Source organism: Paenibacillus sp. FSL H7-0350, from assembly GCF_038593195.1.
Classification (GTDB): Bacteria; Bacillota; Bacilli; order Paenibacillales; family Paenibacillaceae; genus Paenibacillus_AQ.
This window is the reverse complement of the sequence record NZ_CP151972.1, coordinates 589,418-608,710: the sequence shown is the minus strand read 5'-3', so window position 1 is coordinate 608,710 and position 19,293 is coordinate 589,418. Positions and strand designations below refer to the sequence as shown.

Here is a 19,293-nt window from a genome sequence, read left to right as displayed (position 1 = left end):
AAATTATTTTGAGTATGGCATGAGCTTTACAAAACTTTATCATAATTTTTATCGGGTCCAGGCAATATCGTAGTAATTGCAGCTTCATCACACCTTATTTTTAGAATTAGTATTTTTCACTTATAAATCGATTTACGAGATTGTGCATAATAGATTTACAAATGAATAATTAATTTTACATTTGTCAAATCAATAAAACATTTCCCCTCTAATTAATTTACATATTACCACAGCTTTTTCCATGTGTAAATCAACTTTTTTGTAATATTTTAGAAAATAATTAAAATTTAATACAAATATTAAGCAAATATTGGATTTTTATTGATTTTATGTTTACAAATGAACATATCAAATTTTACATTTAAATAATCATAAAAATAATAATGCACAAAAAACTCGGGCGTTTGTTCTGTCTGAAATTGGAGATTTCTAAATGAAGAAAAAATAAAAAGAGGAGCCTGCTTACGGCCCCTCCCTTACTATCCCTGCCTACTGAATCAACAGCCCAAACCCGCTCTGAATATAATACAAGCTTGGATACGCGATATTGCTGGTCGTCAGGTTGTTGAAGGTCGCCGAGCCGTTGCCGGTATACGTGTAGATGGCCGTTCCCTTATGAGCGCCGGAGAACCGTGAAGTGGTTACTCCATCGAGGCCGGTGCCGTTAATGTTAATGTTGTTAAATACGATACCTGAGAAGCCGCCGCCATATCCGAACTGGATCGCATCGCGCTGGGTGTTGATGATGTCGATGTTCGTGAAGGTTACATTCTTGATCGGGTCAGAGGAAGCTTCAAGGTCAATTGCCCCGCGTTCTCCGTCATACAAGTCACGGCTGGTGCCGCTGTTCATAATCGTCGTATCCGAGAAAACCATCCCCGTATTGCTGTTGAAATGCGCCCCCGGGAAGGTTGTATTTAGCCGAATACCGGAGCCGCCCACCGTGTCGATAATGTAGTTGTGATCCGCCTTGTGACCGCTGCCCCCGAAGATGCCGATAGCGCCAGCACGCCAGTTATTCTCAATCGTATTGTACGAAAAAGTATTATTCACCCCATCTGGCGCCCCGAACGTATTGCTCGGCCAGACGGCCAGTCCGTCGTCCCCGTTATTGCGCACATTGGTATTACGGACGGTAGAGTTGCTGGTCCCCTGGGAGAAGTTGATACCGTCAGCCAGATTGTTACGGATGCGGCTGTTCTCTACAAGCAGATTGTTCGCATAGATCGCCGGCGTCCGCGCATAATCCCCCACCCACATGCCGCACTCAAAATGTTCAATCCAAACGTCATGGATGACCGAATGGTTGCCGAAGTTATCCATCAGGCCTTTATAGATGGCATTCTGGTTGTACCGTGATCTCAGATTCGAGTTCATATAGACATTGCTGAAATCCAGCTTGCCTTGAACACGGAAGGAGATGCCCCCGCCAGCTGCATTGGGATTCGTAAATTGCAGATTGGTGTGCCAATAGCCTGCACCGGTGACCGTGAAGTTGTTAATCATATTGCTGACCGAGCCAATGACCCACATGCTGCTCAGATTAAAAGTTCCCGCCGGAATATAGAGAGATTTCCCGCTGGCGACGGCGTCTGTAACCGCACTGTTGAAGGCGGCCAGGTCGTCCTGTCCGTCTCCTGCCACTGCGCCGTAATCGGTGACCGACACCGAGTTGGCCGGACGGGCGATGGCTGCCGGTACAGGTTCAATCTCCAGGAAGTCCACACCATACTCCAGACTGTCTCCGTTATTCTTCTGAATGCGGATTACATCCCCGGGCTGAAGCGGTGTGTCCAGCTTCCAGTGGACTTCATCGAACCGGAACAGCGGACGTCCGGCACCCGGCGCATCCCCCGGCTGATCTCCAGAAAAGTATTGCCAGGCATAATACGAGGTAAGCGGAATGGTCTTGGCCTTGGTTCCATTCACATATACGTCAAGCGCACCTGTAAGACCCATTCCGTCTGCCGAATCCGGCATCGTGAATCTCATGGTGACTCCGGCACCGCCTTGCCCCGCTCTCACTGTCCACTGGGCATAAGCTCCGTTAGACGGCAGGGCCACATAACTCTGTCCCGAAGCCTCGGAGGCAATCAGCGTCTGATCGAAATTCGGTGCGGATCTCAGCGCCGCCGAGCCGCCGCGGGTGGCATCCTGTGTATCATACCGGCTGTACGGAACGCTTGCTCCGCGCAAAGCATATACAACCAGGTTCACAGTGTTCACGTTGTTGGCCTGCTTAGTTGTTACCTCATTGGCATCTGCGGCAATCGTTGTAGTGACCGTGTAATTGCCGTTCACTGCACCCCAGGTACCGGGGAGAGAGACCTGAACCGAAGCCCCGGCAGCAATTACGCCGGTGTAGGAGCCTGTGAAGGTCTGCATGGTAGAGCCTGCGGCATTCTTCAGGGCTACAGTTATTCCATGGGCACCGCCTGCGGAAGCAAGGTTGCCCTGATTTTTGAGACTGACAGTGAAGGCCACGTTACTCCCCGCAGCCGGTGTTCCCGGTGACCAGGAGGTCGCTGCGGTCAAGTCGGAGCTGGACACCGGAGCAATGACCAGGGCAGCAGGATTAGCGAAGCTATTGTTGCTTTCGTTCTGCTCAATAATCTGGCCTGCTTCATCGACCTTGGCACTGAGCGGATAAGTTCCGGCTGTTAGCGTTCCTGCATTGTAGGAGATGGATGCGGAAGCTCCTGCCGCCAAAGCCGCTACCGGTGCCGAACCTGCCAGCTCGTTATTCAAATAGAAATTGACAGTGGTGGCTGCTGCTGCGGCATTGCCAATGTTTTTTACCGTTGCATTCAGAGTTACACTGCCTGTCTCTACCGGAGAAGCAGGAGTCCAGCTCATGCCTGTAATCGTCAGATCCGGGTTCGCTGCCGGTGTGCCGTATACCTGGAATTCAGCGATCTGTCCAGCTGGCGCACCGGAGTTGGCAGTAATGGACAGCTGCAGCCGCTTAACGGTTGCCGTCACGGGAATGGTCACCGTGTTGCCCGAAGCCGGATTGAAGTTGTAGCTTTGAGCTGAAACGAGGCTACTGAAGGTCGTCGTTGACTGATTGTGTCCGAGTACTTGAATGTTCTGGGTCCGGGTCGCCCATTCGGCCGCCGGATTCAGCTTCAGCACAATCGATGAGATTGTATAGTTGGCTCCAAGGTCGAGCGTAAGAGCGCTGGGATTCCCGCTGCCTTCCCAATAAGTAGCCGTGTTGGTATCGTTCGCATTGGCAGCAACGAAATTCTGTGTGCTGGAGGAGGCATTGATCGTTTTACCAAGCGCAATATTACCACCAGGGGAAGCCGTCGCTGTTGGAGTTGGTGTGACTGTAGGCGTTGGGGATGTTGTCGGCACTGGTGTTGGTGTAGCAGATGAAGCAGGTGTGGAAGTAGGAACCGCTGTATTGGTAGGGATCGGGGTTGCTGTAGGTACAGCTGTTGGAGCTACTGTAGGTGAAGGTGCGGGCGTGGCGATGATTGCAGACGCTACCGTAATTAGATCCAAATTGACATTGCCCGTATCCCCCGCATCGTATTTGTAAGCAATGCTATTACTGCCAGCATTCAGCGGTAGGGCTTCAGCCTTCGTACCCCAGGTGTCCCAGTTCGCCAGGTTAGGTAAGGTAGTCTGGCGCTGCTTCACTCCGTTCACGTAGATACTGATCGTCTTGCCGCTTCCGCTTGCATTGGCGTACTTCAGTGTAACGTTCCGTGTACCCGCCGCAGGCACATTGACCGTGAAGGTGGTAGCCGGACCTGGAGCCAAATAGTTGTCAACAAAGCCTGCGCCGGAGTATCCGGCATGGTCCGTGTTCACTTGCGCTCCGCCGGATAAGGCAGCAGCCTCTGCTTCATAGGTGCCCGCTGGAACCGGTGATGCAGTAGGCCCGGCTGTAGGCGCAGGAGTTGGGCTGCTGGCACCGTAGATTTCAAGCTCGGACAATTGGCCCGCAGGCCATGTAGTATTCGCACTGAACAGCAGACGGACATAACGCGTGCTGACAGCGGTGAAGTTAATTGTGACCGTATTGCCTGCCACCGAAGGATTGAATTCGTACGCAGACGCACCAGCAATATCTGTAAAGCTAGTGCCATTCGTACCACCCTGTACCGCCAGTGTCTGCGTCCGCGTCTCCCAGCTGACCGGTAACTTCAATACAAGCTGGTCTATACTGGTGAGCGTCCCCAGATCCACCTGAATCCACTGGGGAAAAGCATTATTTGTACTCTCCCAATACGTACCCTGATTGCTGTCCTTAATGTTATCCGGCGTATAATTCTGGGATTGCCCGCTGGCGGTAATGGTTTTGTTGAGTACCAGATTCGTTCCGCCAGCAGCCGACGAACGGGTCAGCGGACCGGCCGCCATGAAGAGTGTTGAGATGAGCAGTGTAACTACAAGCGACCATGTAACATACTTGTTGCGCATTCTATTCCTCCTTAATCTGATGTGGAACGACACACAGTGATATTCACAGCCCTCTAATGATAGCGATTACAACTATTACAAAATCGAAGAATATCTCAGCCTCCACCCTCCCCTCTCTGCAATACACACTCATTATAGGTTTAATGCAGAGCACTCTTTAATAGCTATTTCTACGGAAAAGATAGGTAATTCAATGAAAGTGATCATTGAGAGCAGCCAAGAATAAAAAAAGATCAACTATGGCAGAATCTGACCACCATAATTGACCTTTTCAATAGAATGTAAATGTGTTCATAGAATATTAAGTTCATGTAAGTCCCGGATATACCATGCATCGCAGGCATAGTGCTCGGAACCGGCAAGCGGGCCATCGAGCGTGCTGAACCCGTGCTTGACATAGAAGCGTCCAGCGGCCTGCATCGTCAGCAGCGTCTCCAGGTAACACTTGCGGTAATGCTGCTTAGCGAAGGCAAGCGCCGTATCCAGCAGCTCTGCTGCAACGCCTTGGCCGCGGATGGCTGCGGACAGGTACATTTTCTGCAATTCACAGATCTGCTGCGTTTCATCAAAAGCCGCAATCCCGCAACCGCCAAGCACCTGTCCGTCCACTTCTATAATCCAATAAGCACGGTTCGCCGCGCTATTATAATAGGTATATAAGTCATGCAGGCTGTCATCTGCCCAGGCCAACCCTTCGCGGTTGCCGCCGAATTCAATCAGGCACTCCCGGATAATCCCCTCAATGGCCGCATTATCCTTGCGCTCAATGGGACGGATGGTAATCATATAGTTGTCCTCCTTTTACCCTCTATCTGCTTCGTTTCCTGCTTCAATGTATAGTTAATCTATCATATCATTTCCTTCGTATCGCTGTCACAATGATAAGTACTTGCTGAGAGTAGTGATAGTGGGCAACCTTGTAAAATGCAACTTTGTGTGTCTATACTTTAAGGGTGAATAAATTACAATTTATTCAATAAAATAGTTGGAGGATACATGAATTTTAAATGGAGAAACCTAATCTTTTTTTGTTTATTATTACTGTTAGTTGGATGTAGCGTTAGAGAAGATATCACCCAAAAAGAAATTGATCAATTTATTAACAGCAAGAACCTCGATCATGTGTCGATACAGAAATTAGATAACAACGAGTATTATATTTTTAGCTCACCGTATGTTTATATTTTTCGAAGTTCCTCTGATTATGTTAAATCAACGGGATTAATTAAAGAAGGGATTGTCATCGGGGGGCTAGAGAAGGGCTCAATAGGACTGATTATAAATAATTTACAAGTCTTGAGGGATGCTAAGACCTATGTAGTACCCATAGATGGAAAAACTAGAGAGTATCAATACGGAGGAGAGAAATATCTAATCATCAAGGATAATAGAATATGGAACCCTACTGCTCAGCTAAAAATCACTTTCTTAAGTATTGAAAACAAAAAAATATTTGAAACTGATTATTAAAATGTTGCAAGCTACCCTTCCTGCTATACTAAAATTCGTATACAGCGTAACTATAGGGAATTTAAGGAGTGAGACAGATGAACAAGCTGGTTTTTTTCCTCGGGCCCGGAGGCGCGGGCAAAACCACATTAGCCAAGGCTGTTGCAGCCAGGCGTCCGGCGACGGTGTTCGATATGGATATTCTGCTGCGTCCGGCAGCAACCGCGATCATGACTATGTATGGGCTTGATCCTGACGATAGAGATTCCGATGAGTATAAAAGACTATGTCGTGATCTTGGCTACCGCATCACTATGGATGCCGCGCTCGATAATATCGGCCTGTCCAGCGATATCTATGTGGTGGGTCCCTTCACCAAAGAAGCGGCCGATCCGGAGTGGATCGGCCGCGAACTGGCGCGCGTTGGACGCACGCTTGAGGATGTTGAGGTCAAGGTAGTCATGGTAGGACTTGCGGATGCGGCCATATTCCGTGAACGGCTTGAAGGCAGACATTCCGCACTCGACGCCTGGAAGTTCGCTCATTGGGAGAACTTCAGCGCTTCGCTAGGCCCCCGCACCGTAGCCTGGCCGCTTCCACCTGCACAGGTGGCGCAGATCGACAATTCCCATCCTGACCGGAATGTCGCGGTAGCGGCGGTGGAAGCTTTTATATATGAAGAGACGACTTAATACAGGATTATGACATCTGGATGCTACCGCTTAACCGCATGAATATAATGAATTGTCTCAAAAGCGCATAGCGCATCACTCCGGCCGCTGAAAAACCTCTCGTTGATCTCTGCCGGTGACAAGTGCTCATAAACCAGCAGACCGGCCCCGGCCAGCAGCTCCTCCATCTCCGGATAACTGAACCAGGACTGCATGGGCTCGCCGCTGGCAGCAGCCATTTGCACCATTTTGGCCACCCGGCCGGACACGCCCTGCTCTTCCATGAGATACTCATCTGCATAATCCAGAACGATAGAGCTTCCTGAGGGAACCCTTGCGAGCAGCTCCGTAATCAGGCGGGCATTCTCCTCCTTGGTGAGGTAGTAGGATACCCCCAGCAGACTAAATAACGTCTTCACCTCAGGATCGAACCCCTGCTCATAAAGGCCGGAATACGAGAATTCGCCCGTGAAGTCCATGGGAACAAGATGAAGATTGCCGGGAACCGCAAGCTGTGCTTCCTTAAGCCTCAGCTGTTTGGATGCCTGGGTAGCAGGAGCGTCCACTTCAAAGATTTCCAGCTGCTCCCCTAGTTCAGGATAACGATAGGCAAAGCTGTCCAGCCCCGCACCAAGAATTACATACTGCTTCAGCCCGAGACTCAGTTCATGCAGCACAATAGCCTCACAGTAGGCAGCACGTGCCAACGGCATGGGGGATAACTGAACCTGGACAATCCATCGCAAGATGGCTTCAGGATCATCCGGGTACCTCTCCGATATCTCGGGACTGAAGAACGCAATTCCCTGCACCATATGCCCGCGGATATCCGCGAACTCTTGCGGTGATATCAGCTTTTGCACCACATCATCATTGAAAATCTTGGGACTGTCATACTGACTGTGATAAGCTCGGCCAAAAGCGGCCACTAAGGCAGTCATGCTGGACTCGTTCTGCTTCATTGGTGGTTCCTCCATAAAAAATAAGATTCCCCCGGCCGGGAGAACCTTATTATATACACAAAATATTAATATGTAAATTATAGCATATATAATATTTTTTGTCAATGATAGATGTTACAATATTTCCTGTTTATCCCTGATCTAACGAGCCCATGAGCTGGAAAAAGTATTCGGTCTCCTGTGTCTTGTTAAGATTGTACCATGCGTCCAAGGTTGCTGGAGCAAATACCTCTAAGACCCTTAGCACTTCCCTCGCGAACTCCAGCGGAGCGATGCCTGATGCCGTGACCAGCTTCCCGCTGACAGCTACAGGCCCATCTTCATGATAAGCTTCCCCTTTATAGCCGGGGCTGACCATTTTCAGGTAATCCAGGTTGTTGCTTGTATGCGGCACACCATCCAGATACCCCTTATCCGCCAGCGCCGTGGTCGCCCCGCAAATAGCAGCAACGGCCACTCCGAGCTTGAGCGCTTCGTGAGCCCTATCCAAGACCGGCTGATTCTCCGCCTCTCCCCACGTATTCCCTCCAGGTAAAATCAAAAGATCGCCGCTGGCCAATCTACACTCATCCAGGGTTAAATCCGGCTGTACTGTGAGTCCGCCCATAGTTGTAACCGATTCTTTGGTTGCGGATACTGTGATGACTCTTAATGATGCTGTCCCCTTTTTGAAGTATCTTCCTGTATTCAGTTCAGCGGTCAAATACCCGTATTCCCAGTCTGACATCGTATTGAATACATATAGGTAAGCTTTTCTGTTTTGCATATTGCAACTCTCCCATCACTATTTGATATAGCCTATTATAGTAAAACTCCCCTGACAGACGGTGTCAGGGAAGATGGGTAGAATCTATGTGAGCACTTGGGTGGACGCTCCGCAAACAGAACGTTGTTCCCATCGCTGTTGTATCCAGATTTTTTTCATCCCCCTTAGCGGTGAAAATCCGGACACAAAGGCGAACGCTTTGCTTGTCCGCGGATCGTTCTGCCCGCTCCACTGTTTAACCGAGAGTTGGCTCTTCCATCCTCTAAAAGCAAACCAAAACTTGCGACAACTGGAGAACAAGCAGGGCTTCCGGCGATTTCTGCAAGGGGCTATCGCCGCTCATAGTAAATCACTTTCGGGTCCGCCCCCTTCCTGTTAACTCAGCTGGGCTCTGCTCTAAGGTAAGCACCAGCTTCACTGAAGCTGGTGATCTCCCCGCTGCCCACAGCGGCACAGAGCGCCGCTCCTACCGCCGCTTCTTCAGCATGTTCACCAAGCTCAAGCGATAGCCCGAAGGCTGCTTCGGCCTTGGCGCACAGCACCGGATTCGTCCGCAGCGCATTGCCTGAGCCTATAAGACGGGTGAATGTGTTCGCACCCTGCGGTTCCATTTCTGTCAGGAAGCCGTGCAGTTCATCTACCATTCCTTGTAGAAAAGCATGGGCCAGCCCGCCGGGAGTAAAATTCTCCAGCGTGATTCCTTCTACACTGCCGCGCTTCTCCGGGGCTGTCCTTGTCCCCAGGAACTGTGTATTCACCGTAAGCGCTGTGCTGCCGCTGCCCGGAACCTGTTCACTGAGCAGCCTGGACATCACGGAATAGACATCCGCCGGCGCTTCTCCGGTGTATGCGGTGATCACCTGCCGGAAGAATCCCTCCAGCAAGGCATACGATTTGCCGCCGCTCAAGGCTGCGCCAACCATCAGCACCCCGCCGCCAGGGAACGGGCGTACTTCCATCGCGGAAGGAGCGTTATCACAGTCAGGTACCCAGGCCGAAAGCTGGCTCCCTGTGCCGATGTTCAGCAGCAGAGAATCTCCTAGCTGGGGCACACTGCCCAGGAAGCTGGCCTGATTATCCCCGAGCGAGGTATACACGGGAATGCCTTGTGATGTGCTACCGATCGCCGTCCCGGAGGATACGACCTGCGGCAAAAACGCAGGCTCGATCCCGGCTAAATGAATCGCGGTTCTATCGAAATCTCCTGTCCGCAGACTGAAGCCTCCAATCCCCGCTGCCTGCGTTGCATCGATCAGGGGAATATCACCGTTCGCCAGCCTCATCGCGATATAGTCCGCAATCGTGCAGAAGCCGACTGCGCGCTCAGGGACAAGCTGTCGGCACACATTATAGTAATGGGTGGCGAGTCCAAAGCCGGGAGCTACAGTGTAACCGGTAAGGTCACTGAACTGCTGCGCATAGGTAGGACTGCCCGCCCCTCCGGTGAGCTGTCCGGCCCGTCCGTCCTGCCAGGTATACAGCGGACCTATTGCCCTCCCGCTTTTATCCAAATAGACAATCCCATGCATCTGCCCGGTTAAGCCAATTCCCGTTACTTCCGGCTGGTGCGCCAGCAGACGTTCAACTATACGTTCCACCTGCTTCATAATCAATTCCGGGTCCTGCAGCCGCTCCCATTTCTGATTCAGGCTGAAAGGCAGGCTCGCTTGCGCTTCCGTAAGGCTATGCAGAATCGTACGCTTCTCCAGATCGTATAGCAGCCCGGAGATGGAAGTGGTTCCGATATCTAGTCCGGCCGTAATCATAGGCTCCATCCTCTTCCCTCTTGTATAGCCCATATGTTAAGCCTTCGCGAAGGACAGCGTCAACCCGGCGCATAAAACACTATGAAGCAAAAGATACTAAATAGGTTCACTTGTTTTTTCCTGTTATGGGATTGCCGTGACTTCAGAGAATGTTTGGCCCTCTGGCCGCTGTTGTCCCCAGATTTCTAAATTTAACCGTGCCTAGCGGTTGAAATCCGGTGACAAAGGCGGACGCTATCGCTCCTACAGTTCCAAAATTCTCCTCCGTCACGTTTCCCTTACAGTACATTTTCAAGTTCAATCAATTTAGAACAGAGGAAATATCACTATAAACGGAGGCATGTATATGAGACTACACAACAAAGTGGCAGTAGTTACCGGGGCGGCGTCCGGGATGGGAAAGGCGATTGCCGTCCTGTATGCGAAGGAAGGGGCCAAGGTGGTAGTCGCGGATATTCATTTGGAAGCTGCGGAGACAGTGGCCGGTGACATTAAAGCTGGCGGCGGGGAAGCCCTAGCGGTACAAGCAAATGTTGCAGACGAGTCTGACATCCAGAATCTGATCGACAGTACACTCAACACCTACGGCACTGTAGATATTCTGGTGAATAATGCAGGGATCATGGATAACTTTGAACCGGCGGGTGATATTGAGGATGAGAGCTGGGAGCGGGTGCTCGCCGTTAATACAACTTCGGTGATGCGTGCTACGCGCAAGGTACTGCCTATTTTTCTGGAAAAACAACAGGGTGTAATTATTAACGTTGCCTCGGTAGGCGGTCTGTTCGGTGCCCGGGCAGGTGCGGCTTATACAGCTTCGAAGCATGCGGTTATCGGCTTTACCAAGAATACCGGATTCATGTATGCTGCCAAGGGAATCCGCTGCAATGCAATTGCGCCGGGCGGTGTGGAGACCAATATTGGTTCAACCATGACCCATATCAATCCATTTGGCATGGAACGCACACAGCCGGGCATGGCGCTTAATCCACGGATGGGCCAGCCCGCCGAAATTGCACAGCTCGCCTTATTCCTGGCTTCAGAGGAAGCAGGCTTTGTGAATGGAGCAGTCATTACCGCAGACGGCGGATGGACTGCTTATTAAGCTGAGGGCCTCAAGCGAAATGAGGGGCACTATTGCGAAATAGCACCCTCATTAGCAACCTTTGGGCCGCATCAGGGCCAGATGCTGCGGCGTGCCCATTCCAATTGTAATCGGTTTTTCGATTACATTCGGCCTACACGGTGTTCCCAGTCCAATTGTAATCGGTTTTTCGATTACAATCAGCTCACGAGTCTTAGCCATGCCCTATATGTTCGGTTTTCCCTTTAATAAAGACCATCTCCCCTCTGCGGGTAGATGGCCTTTTTATAAATCTCCTTCAACCCCGCGCATCCTGCACCCTGATATTGCTCCCGAACAAGGTGGAATCACTTGTCAGCTTGTAGGCAGGATACCCGGCCTCTGCTTCGAGGCGCATAACGTCATCGAACAGCAATTCCTGCTGGCGGTCACACAGGAAGGTGAACGGCTCGGTCTGAAACACAATATCTGTCGGCGAAGGCTCGCTGACTACCCGGATGACCAGCATGCCGTTACAGCCGCAGTCCTCCGTATCATAGAACATTTTGAATTGCCCGGGCTTCCCGTCCAGACTCTGCTCCAGGCGTTCGCGGGTCATTGCATTAAGCTCAATCTGCATCTGTAATTACTCCTCTCAGGACAACCTGTCCGTTATGCTGTATCTGTAGGCGACAAGTATAGTCCCTAATCTGCGCAGACCCGTGTGACAGCAGTCACTGTGAATGTGAAAATATGACTTTCAGTGCAGCATGCCACATCATCGATAAATTCGCCTCCCTGAATATAACACAGAAACAGGCGCTGCCATAACCCGGCCCACGGCCCGGAGATGTCAACACCTGCCCTATGCTGCTTCACCCAATCTGCGAACGTACGACTTCCTCCAGATTCAGCAGCTCCGCTCTGACCTGGACTACCTCGCCGATAATGATCATGGCCGGATTGCTGATCTTCATCGCGGCGGCGACCTTGTCTATATTGCCAAGCGTGCCGGTCACGATCCGTTCGCGCACCGTTGTTCCGTTCTCTATTAATGCAACCGGGGTCTGTGAATCTTTGCCGTGTACCAGCAGTTCCTTGCAGATCTCCCCCAGCTTGCTTACGCCCATATAAATCACAAGTGTATCTACACCATGAGCCAGCGCATCCCAGCGCAGCGGCGAATCCTGGGTCTGGCAGCGGCTGCCGGTCACGATGGCGAAGGAAGCCGCCACACCGCGATGGGTCAGCGGAATGCCCGCAGAAGCGGCTGCACCCACCGCCGAGGTGATTCCCGGAATCACCTCATAGGGAATACCGGCTGCGGCTGCGGACAACGCTTCTTCCCCGCCCCTGCCGAACACGAACGGGTCGCCGCCCTTTAGCCGGACTACATGGCTTCCGGCTGCGGCATGGCGGATCATCAGCCGCTCTGTCGCCTCTTGCGGCATCGAATGCAGGCCCGGCGCTTTGCCGCAGTAGATGCATACGGCATCACCCCTGGCATAGTCCAACAGGTCCTCATTCACCAGCCGGTCGTACAGAATCACATCGGCACATTGAATGCGCCGCAGCGCCTTCAATGTAATCAGCTCGGGATCACCCGGACCTGCACCTACAATGGATATGCTGCCCTGCTTCATAGGCTTTTCTCCAGGACAGGTGTGCCCGGGAGCCCCGTTTCTCCGCGTCCCGGAAGCTCTGCTGCCGCAGTTGCGCCGGGTTTGCTGCTTTTTTGCGACAAATAGAATAACAGGCCCGTGAACAGCAGCCCTCCGGCGAAGTTACCAAGGAGAACGGGAATGCCATTCCAGATCCACCAGTCCGCCATAGTGACATTCGCTCCAAGCATCATCCCCGCCGGAATGACGAAGAAATTGACAACTGTGTGCTCGAAGCCCTGGCCGAAGAAGGTCAGGATGGGGAGCCACATGGCGAGGATTTTGCCGGAGGTGGATTTCGACGTCATCGCCATCACCGCGCCCAGCGTAACCATCCAGTTACAGAGCATCGCCTTGATAAAGGCCAACCCCAGTCCCTCTGCCCCCAGGCTCTGATAAGCCGTCGTCTTCCCTTCACTTGCCGTAATCAGCGTCTGTACCATGGGGTTCGACAGATCAGTGCCCATCTTCGTGATCGTCAGCCCATATAAGGCGGCATAGATGGCACACCCGATCAAATGCCCGAGAATGACCCAGAAATAGTTCCCCAGCATGCGCCTGACGGTGGTCTGCTTCTCCAGCACGGCCAGCGGAATCAAGGCGAAGCTGCCGGTGACAAGCTCCAGCCCGAGGAGAATAATCATCACGAAGCCTACTGGAAAAAGAATCGCGCCCACCATAGGGATCTTGGTCTGTGCCGCTGCGGTGAAGGCCAGTGTAGTTGCACAGGCCAGAATGGCACCGCCGAGACCGCCGCGGACAATGAGCTGCATGATGCCCAGTTCTGCTTTGGTTTTTCCCGCTTCAATCATGGAGCCTAGCACTTCGCCTGGTTTGACATAGTCCATTATGAATCCCCCTTTATACGTGTACCTGTGTGAATGAATCAGATCGTTAAGTACAAGCTGCCTGTGGCGTGATCGACTTCCACCTCGTAGGTGGTCACATGTCCCGTATCGGGGGCCTGCACCTCACCCGTATGCAGCTCGATCCGCCAGTCATGGAGCGGGCAGTGCACCTTGGAACCGCAGACCATGCCCTCCGAGAGCTGCCCGCCCTTGTGCGGACAACGGTTCTCCACCGCCAGCACCTCTCCGCTGCTTAGCCGGAACAAGGCAATCTCGGTATCGCCTACCCGCAATTTACGTGATCCTTTGATATCTACTTCATTCAGATTGCCGATTAGCAGTTTGGTCATTGTCATTTCGGTTCCTCCTTAGACCGTCTCGGGTAACGAGATCGCTTCGAAATTCTTTCGCAGCTCCGGCGTATTTACAATCTGCTTCCATGGATCGGTAGTCAGGCTGAGCGTTTTCTGAATTCTCTCCACCAGCGACGCCCGTTCCTCCGGGGATTCCAGCGCCTGCTTGATGCTGTCCAGACCCACGCGCTCGATCCACTGTGCAGTCCGTTCATTCCATCCGGCTTGCTCGCGGTAATACTGCAGGAACGCACTTGCCCATTCCAGGACCTCATCATCGGTCTTCACCACGCAGAGCAGATCGGTCGCCCGGACATGTACGCCGCCGTTGCCGCCGACATGCAGCTCCCAGCCGCCGTCTATCGCCACCACCCCGAAGTCCTTAATTGTCGCTTCCGCACAGTTGCGCGGACACCCGGATACAGCCAGCTTCACCTTCCCCGGAGCATTCAGCCGTTCAAAAGCCTTCTCCAGCCGAATCCCCATCCCCAGCGCATCCTGGGTCCCGAACCGGCAGAAGGTAGAGCCTACGCAGGTCTTCACGGTGCGCAGCGTCTTGCCGTAGGCATGGCCGGAAGGCATATCCAGCTCCTCCCACATCTTCGGCAGATCCTCCTTCTTCACGCCCAGCAGATCCAGGCGTTGCCCGCCGGTGAACTTGACCAGGGGCACATCGTATTTCACCGCGACCTCCGCTATCTTGATCAGCTCCGCCGGAGAAGTGACCCCGCCGTAGATTCTCGGTACCACTGAATAAGTTCCATCCTTCTGGATATTGGCATGGTAGCGCTCATTCGTATATCTGGATTCATTCTCGTCCACATATTCCTCCGGCCAGAGCATACCCAGGTAATAGTTCAATGACGGGCGGCATTTCGGGCAGCCTTCCTCGTTGTTCCAGGACAATACATGCATGACTTCCTTCACCGTGGTCAGCTTCATCCGCTTGATCTCGGCGACAATCTCATCCCGGCCGAGCGTCGTGCAGCCGCAGATTCCCTCCTTGACCGTAACGGCCGCCTCTCCGGCATAGAGCTGGAGCAGTCCCTCTACCAATGGCTTGCAGCCGCCGCAGGAGGCGGATGCTTTGGTGCAGGCTTTGATCTGGCCGACACTGGTGCAGCCTCCGGCGGTAATCGCTTCAGCAATGGTTCCCTTCGTTACACCGTTGCAGCCGCAGATAATCTCGTCATCCGGCATCCCTTCCAGCCGGTTGCCCTTGGGCGAAGCCAGCGCATCGGCTGGAATGCCAAGCAGCAACTCCTTCTCTCGCCCCTTGATATTCTCGCCCTTCTTAATCATCGAGAAGAGCTGCGCACCGTCATTGGTATCGCCGAACAGCACGGCACCGATCAGCTTATCATCCTGGATGACCAGCTTCTTGTAGATTCCCTCCGTCTCATCCTGGAAGCGTAGCGCCTTCGTACCGGGCTGTTCAATATACTGTCCCGCCGAGAAAACATCGACGCCGGATACCTTCAGCTTGGTTGAGGTCACCGAACCAGCGTAGCCCTCTGTGGGAGCGCCTGCCAGTCTTTTGGCCAGCACAGCGCCTTGCTCATAGAGCGGTGCTACCAGACCGTAGGCAATGCCGCGATGCTCTGCACATTCCCCGACGGCATAAATGCCGGGCAGGCTGGTCTCCATATAATCGTTCACCACGATGCCCCGGTTCACCTCAATCCCGCTGCTGCGGGCAAGCATAACATTCGGCTTGATCCCGACCGCCATCACGATCAGATCGGCCTCCGCCATCTCTCCGTCTGCGAACAGCAGGCCTTTGACTCTTTTTTTGCCGAGAATGGCTTCTGACTGCTTCTTCAGCAGGAATTTCATGCCCTGAGCTTCCAGCTCTCCCCTCAGCATCCGGGAAGCGGCTTCGTCTAACTGACGCTCCATAATATACTCGTGGATGTGAACCACCGAGACGTCCATCCCCAGATGCAGCAGCCCTCTGGCCGCCTCAAGTCCGAGCAAGCCGCCGCCGATGACAAGGGCTTTGCTGTATTTTTGCGAGACGTCCTGCATAATTTGTGTGTCCTTGATGTCACGGAAGGCAATGACGCCCTCCTTCTCCGTTCCGGGGATCGGCAGCATGAAGGGATTGGAGCCGGTCGCCAGAATCAGCTCGTCATACGCGGCGGTAACTCCTTTATCCGTATAGACTGTACGTGCAGTAGTATTAATAGAAGTCACTGTGTGTCCTGTGTATAAGGTAATATTGAAGCTGCGGTACCATTCGAGATCATTAATTACGATTTCGTCCAGGCTTGCTCCGCCTGCCAGCACGGAAGACAGCATGATCCGGTTATAGTTGGGATAAGGTTCGGTGCCAAAGATCGTAATCTCATAAGCCTCCGGCGCCAATTTGAGCAGATGCTCTATGGCTCTGACCCCCGCCATCCCATTGCCGACTACTATCAGTTTTTTACGCTTCACTGTCATCTGTATCTCTCTCCTCTCCAGGTGCACAACAGAAATAGCCCGCTTCACTCCGCCCGGAAAAGATACATTTCCCGTAAGCGATATAAGTGAGAGCAGGCGCCATTGCCGCTTCAGCCGAATACATCGTTGTATTCGTGAATTGTTGAATTTGTTAAAACGACTATACTACAGCCGTCTGTGATACGTCAATAATTATGACATATAAAATTTAATTAATTTAATTCATCGACAAGAATGCTGAATTCGTGTTATATAATATAACATAATCATTCCTGTAATTGGATTGTCAGCAACTATTCATGATGTCTCTATTCTTACTGTAAAAGGAGCGTCGTCCCCCATGCATTCCCTGCTCGTAATAGAACCTGCTGGAACAGAGAATCCCGCAGAAGCGCGCTCCTCTGAAGGGCCTGATCACATCTTAAGCTCTTGCGGCTATGTAGTAGGAACTGCAGCGTCACCGGAGCAAGCGGCTCCGTTCATCGGTGACGCCGATGCCTTCATCCTCAATCTTCCGGTGACGGATATCAGCCCTTGGAGAACCCTGCTGGTGCAGCATAAGCTTGCGCCAGTAATCTGGTGGTGTACCCCGCATACCGCTAACCTCTCCGTCTCTGCCTGCGGCGACGATATTATGGTGGACGGCATTCTATCCCCTGCTATGAAGCCGCCGGAGATTCACTGGACGCTGCATTTCAGTGCCAGGCAATGCTTCGAGCGCAAGCAATGGCTGAAGGAACGGGAGCAGCTGCTCTCCCGGATTGAAGAACGTAAATGGATCGATATGGCCAAGGGCATTCTGTCCAAGGCCAAGAATATCAGCGAATCCGAAGCCTATGACCTGCTGCGCAAGCAGGCGATGAATGAACGTAAACGGATCGTGGATGTAGCAACCTCCATCGTCAAGGTCTACCAGATGCTGCAGGATCAAACTTAAGGAGAACACCATATGATTAATATTCTCAAGGAAGTTGCCCGCGGCAAACGCGGTGCGAAGGATTTAAGCTACGGGGAAGCCGAATATGCAGCGGAAGCCATACTCACCCGGGCCGCTTCGCCGGTGCAGATCGGCGCGTTCCTGATCGCAGAACGCATGAAGCTGGAGAGCCTGGAGGAGCTGGAGGCTTTTGTGGCAGTCTGCCGTAAATACGCCTTCCGTGAGCCTGTTCATCAGGGAATCGACTGCGCCGGTCCGTATGACGGCAGGGTACATTCCTTCATCGCCACCTTCCCCACGGCCTTTCTGCTATCGGCCGCAGGTCTGCCGGTTACCCTGCATGGTTCAGCGGGATTGCCGCCTAAATGGGGCATTACGCTTCAGGATATTATCCAGGCCAGCGGAGTGGATGTAGCTGGACTGAGCCGCAGCGACGCGGTTCATGCCGCCGAAGCCGGCGGGGTTCTGTTCGTGAAGTCGGAGCAGTGGTGCCCGCCGCTGGGGGAGCTTCGCAGACTCCGGGAGGACATTGGGATGCGGACGATTTTCAATACGGCTGAGAAGCTGATCGACTATTCCTGTTCGCCGTTTATTGTATTCGGGATATTCCATAATACGGTATTCGACCGGATCTCCCGGCTCATTGTGAAGCTCGGCTATCAGCGGGGGCTGGTGGTGCAGGGTGTGGAAGGCTCGGAGGATCTGTACATTGACCGGCCGAACCGCGTATACCGGATTCAGGATGGTGCAGCGGAGCTGGATATCATAGACCCCGAGTCGCTTGGCCTGGAGGTTCCCGTACCTGTGGAGCAGGAATGGACGGCTCTCCGGCAACTGCGTACGGCAGAGGAGGTCCTGCAAGGCGGCGGACATATGGCCTACTATAACCAGACGCTGCTTAACGCCGCTGCCAGACTGCATGCCGCCGGGCGTGTGAATTCTATCGAGGAAGGCGTCTATACCTGCAAGCCTCTGCTGGACAACGGCCAGGCCTGGGAGACTTACCAGCGCTGGCAGCACGCACTGGCAGGCAGAAGGGTCGCTTCACTCGGACAGGGTTGAGAGTGGCCGGCAGAGCCTGGCTTCTCCGTTCGCCAGTTATGTGAGGTGTACACAACTTGTATGGCTGCCTCCTGGGAATTCAGGTGCACTTCTGCACCTGATTTGCCGCTTTTGGGTTTGTCTGGCGAATTCAGGTGCACTTCTGCACCTTATTTGCCGCTTTTGGTTTTGTCTGGCGAATTCAGGTGCACTTCTGCACCTTATTTGCCACTTTTGGGTGCGTCTGGCGAATTCAGGTGCACTTCTGCACCTGATTCACTACTTTTGGCTAGTTTATGCCCGCGCAGCAGTAGTAGCTTTCGAATGTATTCGGTTTTCCGCATACATTCGGCCCACGCGCCCTCGCAACCACCGATGTATTCGGTTTTCCGCATACATTCGGCCCACGCGCCCTCGCAACCACCAATGTATTCGGTTTTCCGCATACATTCGGCCCATGCGCCCTCACAGCCACCAATGAATTCGGTTTTCCACATACATTCCTCCACAGCCCCCTAATGAAGTTGGAGTCCTCCCCCACAAAAATGTAGACTAGAGATAGGAGGAGGATGAACGGTATGGGACACTTAACAGGAACAAGAGAGAAGGCAGCGCAAGAGGTGTTATCTGGCATTAAGGCGGCGGTGGTTGCCCAAAAGTATGGGGTGACTCCGTCTACGGTGAATCAGTGGGTGAGGGATTACCGGGAAGCCCATGGGGAACAAGATCATCCGTACCCCCAGGAGCAGGTAGAGGAACTGAAGCGCCTGGTAGAGCTCGAGCAGAAATATGAGAAGGCCGTCAAGATGCTCGGTGAAAAGGAGTTAGAGATTGAGATTCTGCGTGAACTGCTAAAAAAGCCAACCCCTGCTTATCCGAAAAAATCGAGGTAGCCGA

General features: G+C 52.6%; 17 protein-coding genes. 6 read left to right on the top strand and 11 right to left on the bottom strand.

The window, feature by feature from the left end; translation table 11 throughout:
- Positions 1 to 489 precede the first annotated feature (489 nt).
- Positions 490 to 4,434 (bottom strand): discoidin domain-containing protein, encoded by a 3,945-nt coding sequence (locus NYE24_RS02935; protein WP_342477981.1) that lies wholly within the window; start codon positions 4,432 to 4,434, stop codon positions 490 to 492.
- Between the two features lie 291 nt (positions 4,435 to 4,725).
- Positions 4,726 to 5,220, bottom strand: a complete 495-nt coding sequence (locus tag NYE24_RS02930) for a GNAT family N-acetyltransferase (RefSeq protein WP_235218393.1) — start codon at positions 5,218 to 5,220, stop codon at positions 4,726 to 4,728.
- A 210-nt stretch (positions 5,221 to 5,430) separates the two neighbouring features.
- Between NYE24_RS02930 and NYE24_RS02925 the strand changes: the two genes are divergently transcribed.
- Both NYE24_RS02925 and NYE24_RS02920 read left to right on the top strand, forming a co-directional pair.
- Entirely contained in the window at positions 5,431 to 5,904 is a 474-nt protein-coding gene (locus NYE24_RS02925) for a hypothetical protein (protein ID WP_342477980.1), read from the top strand.
- Between the two features lie 77 nt (positions 5,905 to 5,981).
- Positions 5,982 to 6,575 carry a hypothetical protein gene (locus NYE24_RS02920; RefSeq protein ID WP_341025139.1) on the top strand — a complete coding sequence of 198 codons (594 nt, stop codon included), beginning with the start codon at positions 5,982 to 5,984 and terminating at the stop codon, positions 6,573 to 6,575.
- A 23-nt stretch (positions 6,576 to 6,598) separates the two neighbouring features.
- Here the strand turns inward: NYE24_RS02920 and NYE24_RS02915 are convergent, their stop codons facing one another.
- From NYE24_RS02915 to NYE24_RS02905, 3 genes are all read right to left on the bottom strand, one after another.
- On the bottom strand, positions 6,599 to 7,516 hold the full coding sequence (locus tag NYE24_RS02915) for a class I SAM-dependent methyltransferase (protein ID WP_036693946.1): 918 nt from the start codon (positions 7,514 to 7,516) through the stop codon (positions 6,599 to 6,601).
- Positions 7,517 to 7,646: 130 nt separating this feature from the next.
- A complete protein-coding gene (locus NYE24_RS02910) occupies positions 7,647 to 8,282 on the bottom strand; it encodes a type 1 glutamine amidotransferase family protein (protein WP_036693948.1) in 636 nt (211 codons plus the stop codon).
- Between the two features lie 380 nt (positions 8,283 to 8,662).
- Positions 8,663 to 10,057: an FGGY family carbohydrate kinase gene (locus NYE24_RS02905; RefSeq protein ID WP_342477979.1), complete on the bottom strand. Its 1,395-nt coding sequence runs from the start codon at positions 10,055 to 10,057 to the stop codon at positions 8,663 to 8,665.
- A gap of 337 nt (positions 10,058 to 10,394) precedes the next feature.
- On the opposite strand from NYE24_RS02905, the gene NYE24_RS02900 reads away from it, so the two are divergent.
- On the top strand, positions 10,395 to 11,153 hold the full coding sequence (locus NYE24_RS02900; protein WP_342477978.1) for an SDR family oxidoreductase: 759 nt from the start codon (positions 10,395 to 10,397) through the stop codon (positions 11,151 to 11,153).
- Between the two features lie 277 nt (positions 11,154 to 11,430).
- On the opposite strand, the gene NYE24_RS02895 is transcribed toward NYE24_RS02900, so the two are convergent.
- The 5 genes from NYE24_RS02895 to nirB all read right to left on the bottom strand — a co-directional run bounded on the left by NYE24_RS02895 (position 11,431) and on the right by nirB (position 16,418).
- Complete coding sequence (locus NYE24_RS02895) at positions 11,431 to 11,751, bottom strand: iron-sulfur cluster biosynthesis family protein (RefSeq protein WP_036693951.1); 321 nt, start codon at positions 11,749 to 11,751, stop codon at positions 11,431 to 11,433.
- Between the two features lie 235 nt (positions 11,752 to 11,986).
- A complete protein-coding gene (gene cobA, locus NYE24_RS02890) occupies positions 11,987 to 12,754 on the bottom strand; it encodes a uroporphyrinogen-III C-methyltransferase (protein ID WP_342477977.1) in 768 nt (255 codons plus the stop codon).
- Complete coding sequence (locus NYE24_RS02885) at positions 12,751 to 13,620, bottom strand: formate/nitrite transporter family protein (RefSeq protein ID WP_342477976.1); 870 nt, start codon at positions 13,618 to 13,620, stop codon at positions 12,751 to 12,753. Before NYE24_RS02885 ends, cobA begins: the two co-directional genes overlap by 4 nt.
- Before the next feature lie 38 nt (positions 13,621 to 13,658).
- The gene (gene nirD / locus NYE24_RS02880; RefSeq protein ID WP_036694211.1) at positions 13,659 to 13,970 is read right to left on the bottom strand and encodes a nitrite reductase small subunit NirD; all 312 of its coding nucleotides are present in this window, start codon (positions 13,968 to 13,970) and stop codon (positions 13,659 to 13,661) included.
- Between the two features lie 18 nt (positions 13,971 to 13,988).
- Positions 13,989 to 16,418 (bottom strand): nitrite reductase large subunit NirB, encoded by a 2,430-nt coding sequence (gene nirB / locus NYE24_RS02875; protein WP_341025131.1) that lies wholly within the window; start codon positions 16,416 to 16,418, stop codon positions 13,989 to 13,991.
- Positions 16,419 to 16,758: 340 nt separating this feature from the next.
- On the opposite strand from nirB, the gene NYE24_RS02870 reads away from it, so the two are divergent.
- Together NYE24_RS02870 and NYE24_RS02865 are read left to right on the top strand one after the other, a co-directional pair.
- Positions 16,759 to 17,355: an ANTAR domain-containing protein gene (locus tag NYE24_RS02870; RefSeq protein ID WP_036693962.1), complete on the top strand. Its 597-nt coding sequence runs from the start codon at positions 16,759 to 16,761 to the stop codon at positions 17,353 to 17,355.
- Positions 17,356 to 17,367: 12 nt separating this feature from the next.
- Entirely contained in the window at positions 17,368 to 18,417 is a 1,050-nt protein-coding gene (locus NYE24_RS02865) for an anthranilate phosphoribosyltransferase (protein ID WP_036693964.1), read from the top strand.
- A gap of 200 nt (positions 18,418 to 18,617) precedes the next feature.
- On the opposite strand, the gene NYE24_RS02860 is transcribed toward NYE24_RS02865, so the two are convergent.
- A complete protein-coding gene (locus NYE24_RS02860) occupies positions 18,618 to 18,893 on the bottom strand; it encodes a hypothetical protein (protein ID WP_342477975.1) in 276 nt (91 codons plus the stop codon).
- Positions 18,894 to 18,974: 81 nt separating this feature from the next.
- On the opposite strand from NYE24_RS02860, the gene NYE24_RS02855 reads away from it, so the two are divergent.
- Positions 18,975 to 19,289, top strand: coding sequence for a helix-turn-helix domain-containing protein (locus NYE24_RS02855; RefSeq protein ID WP_342477974.1), 315 nt, complete (start codon positions 18,975 to 18,977; stop codon positions 19,287 to 19,289).
- The last annotated feature ends 4 nt before the right edge of the window (positions 19,290 to 19,293 follow it).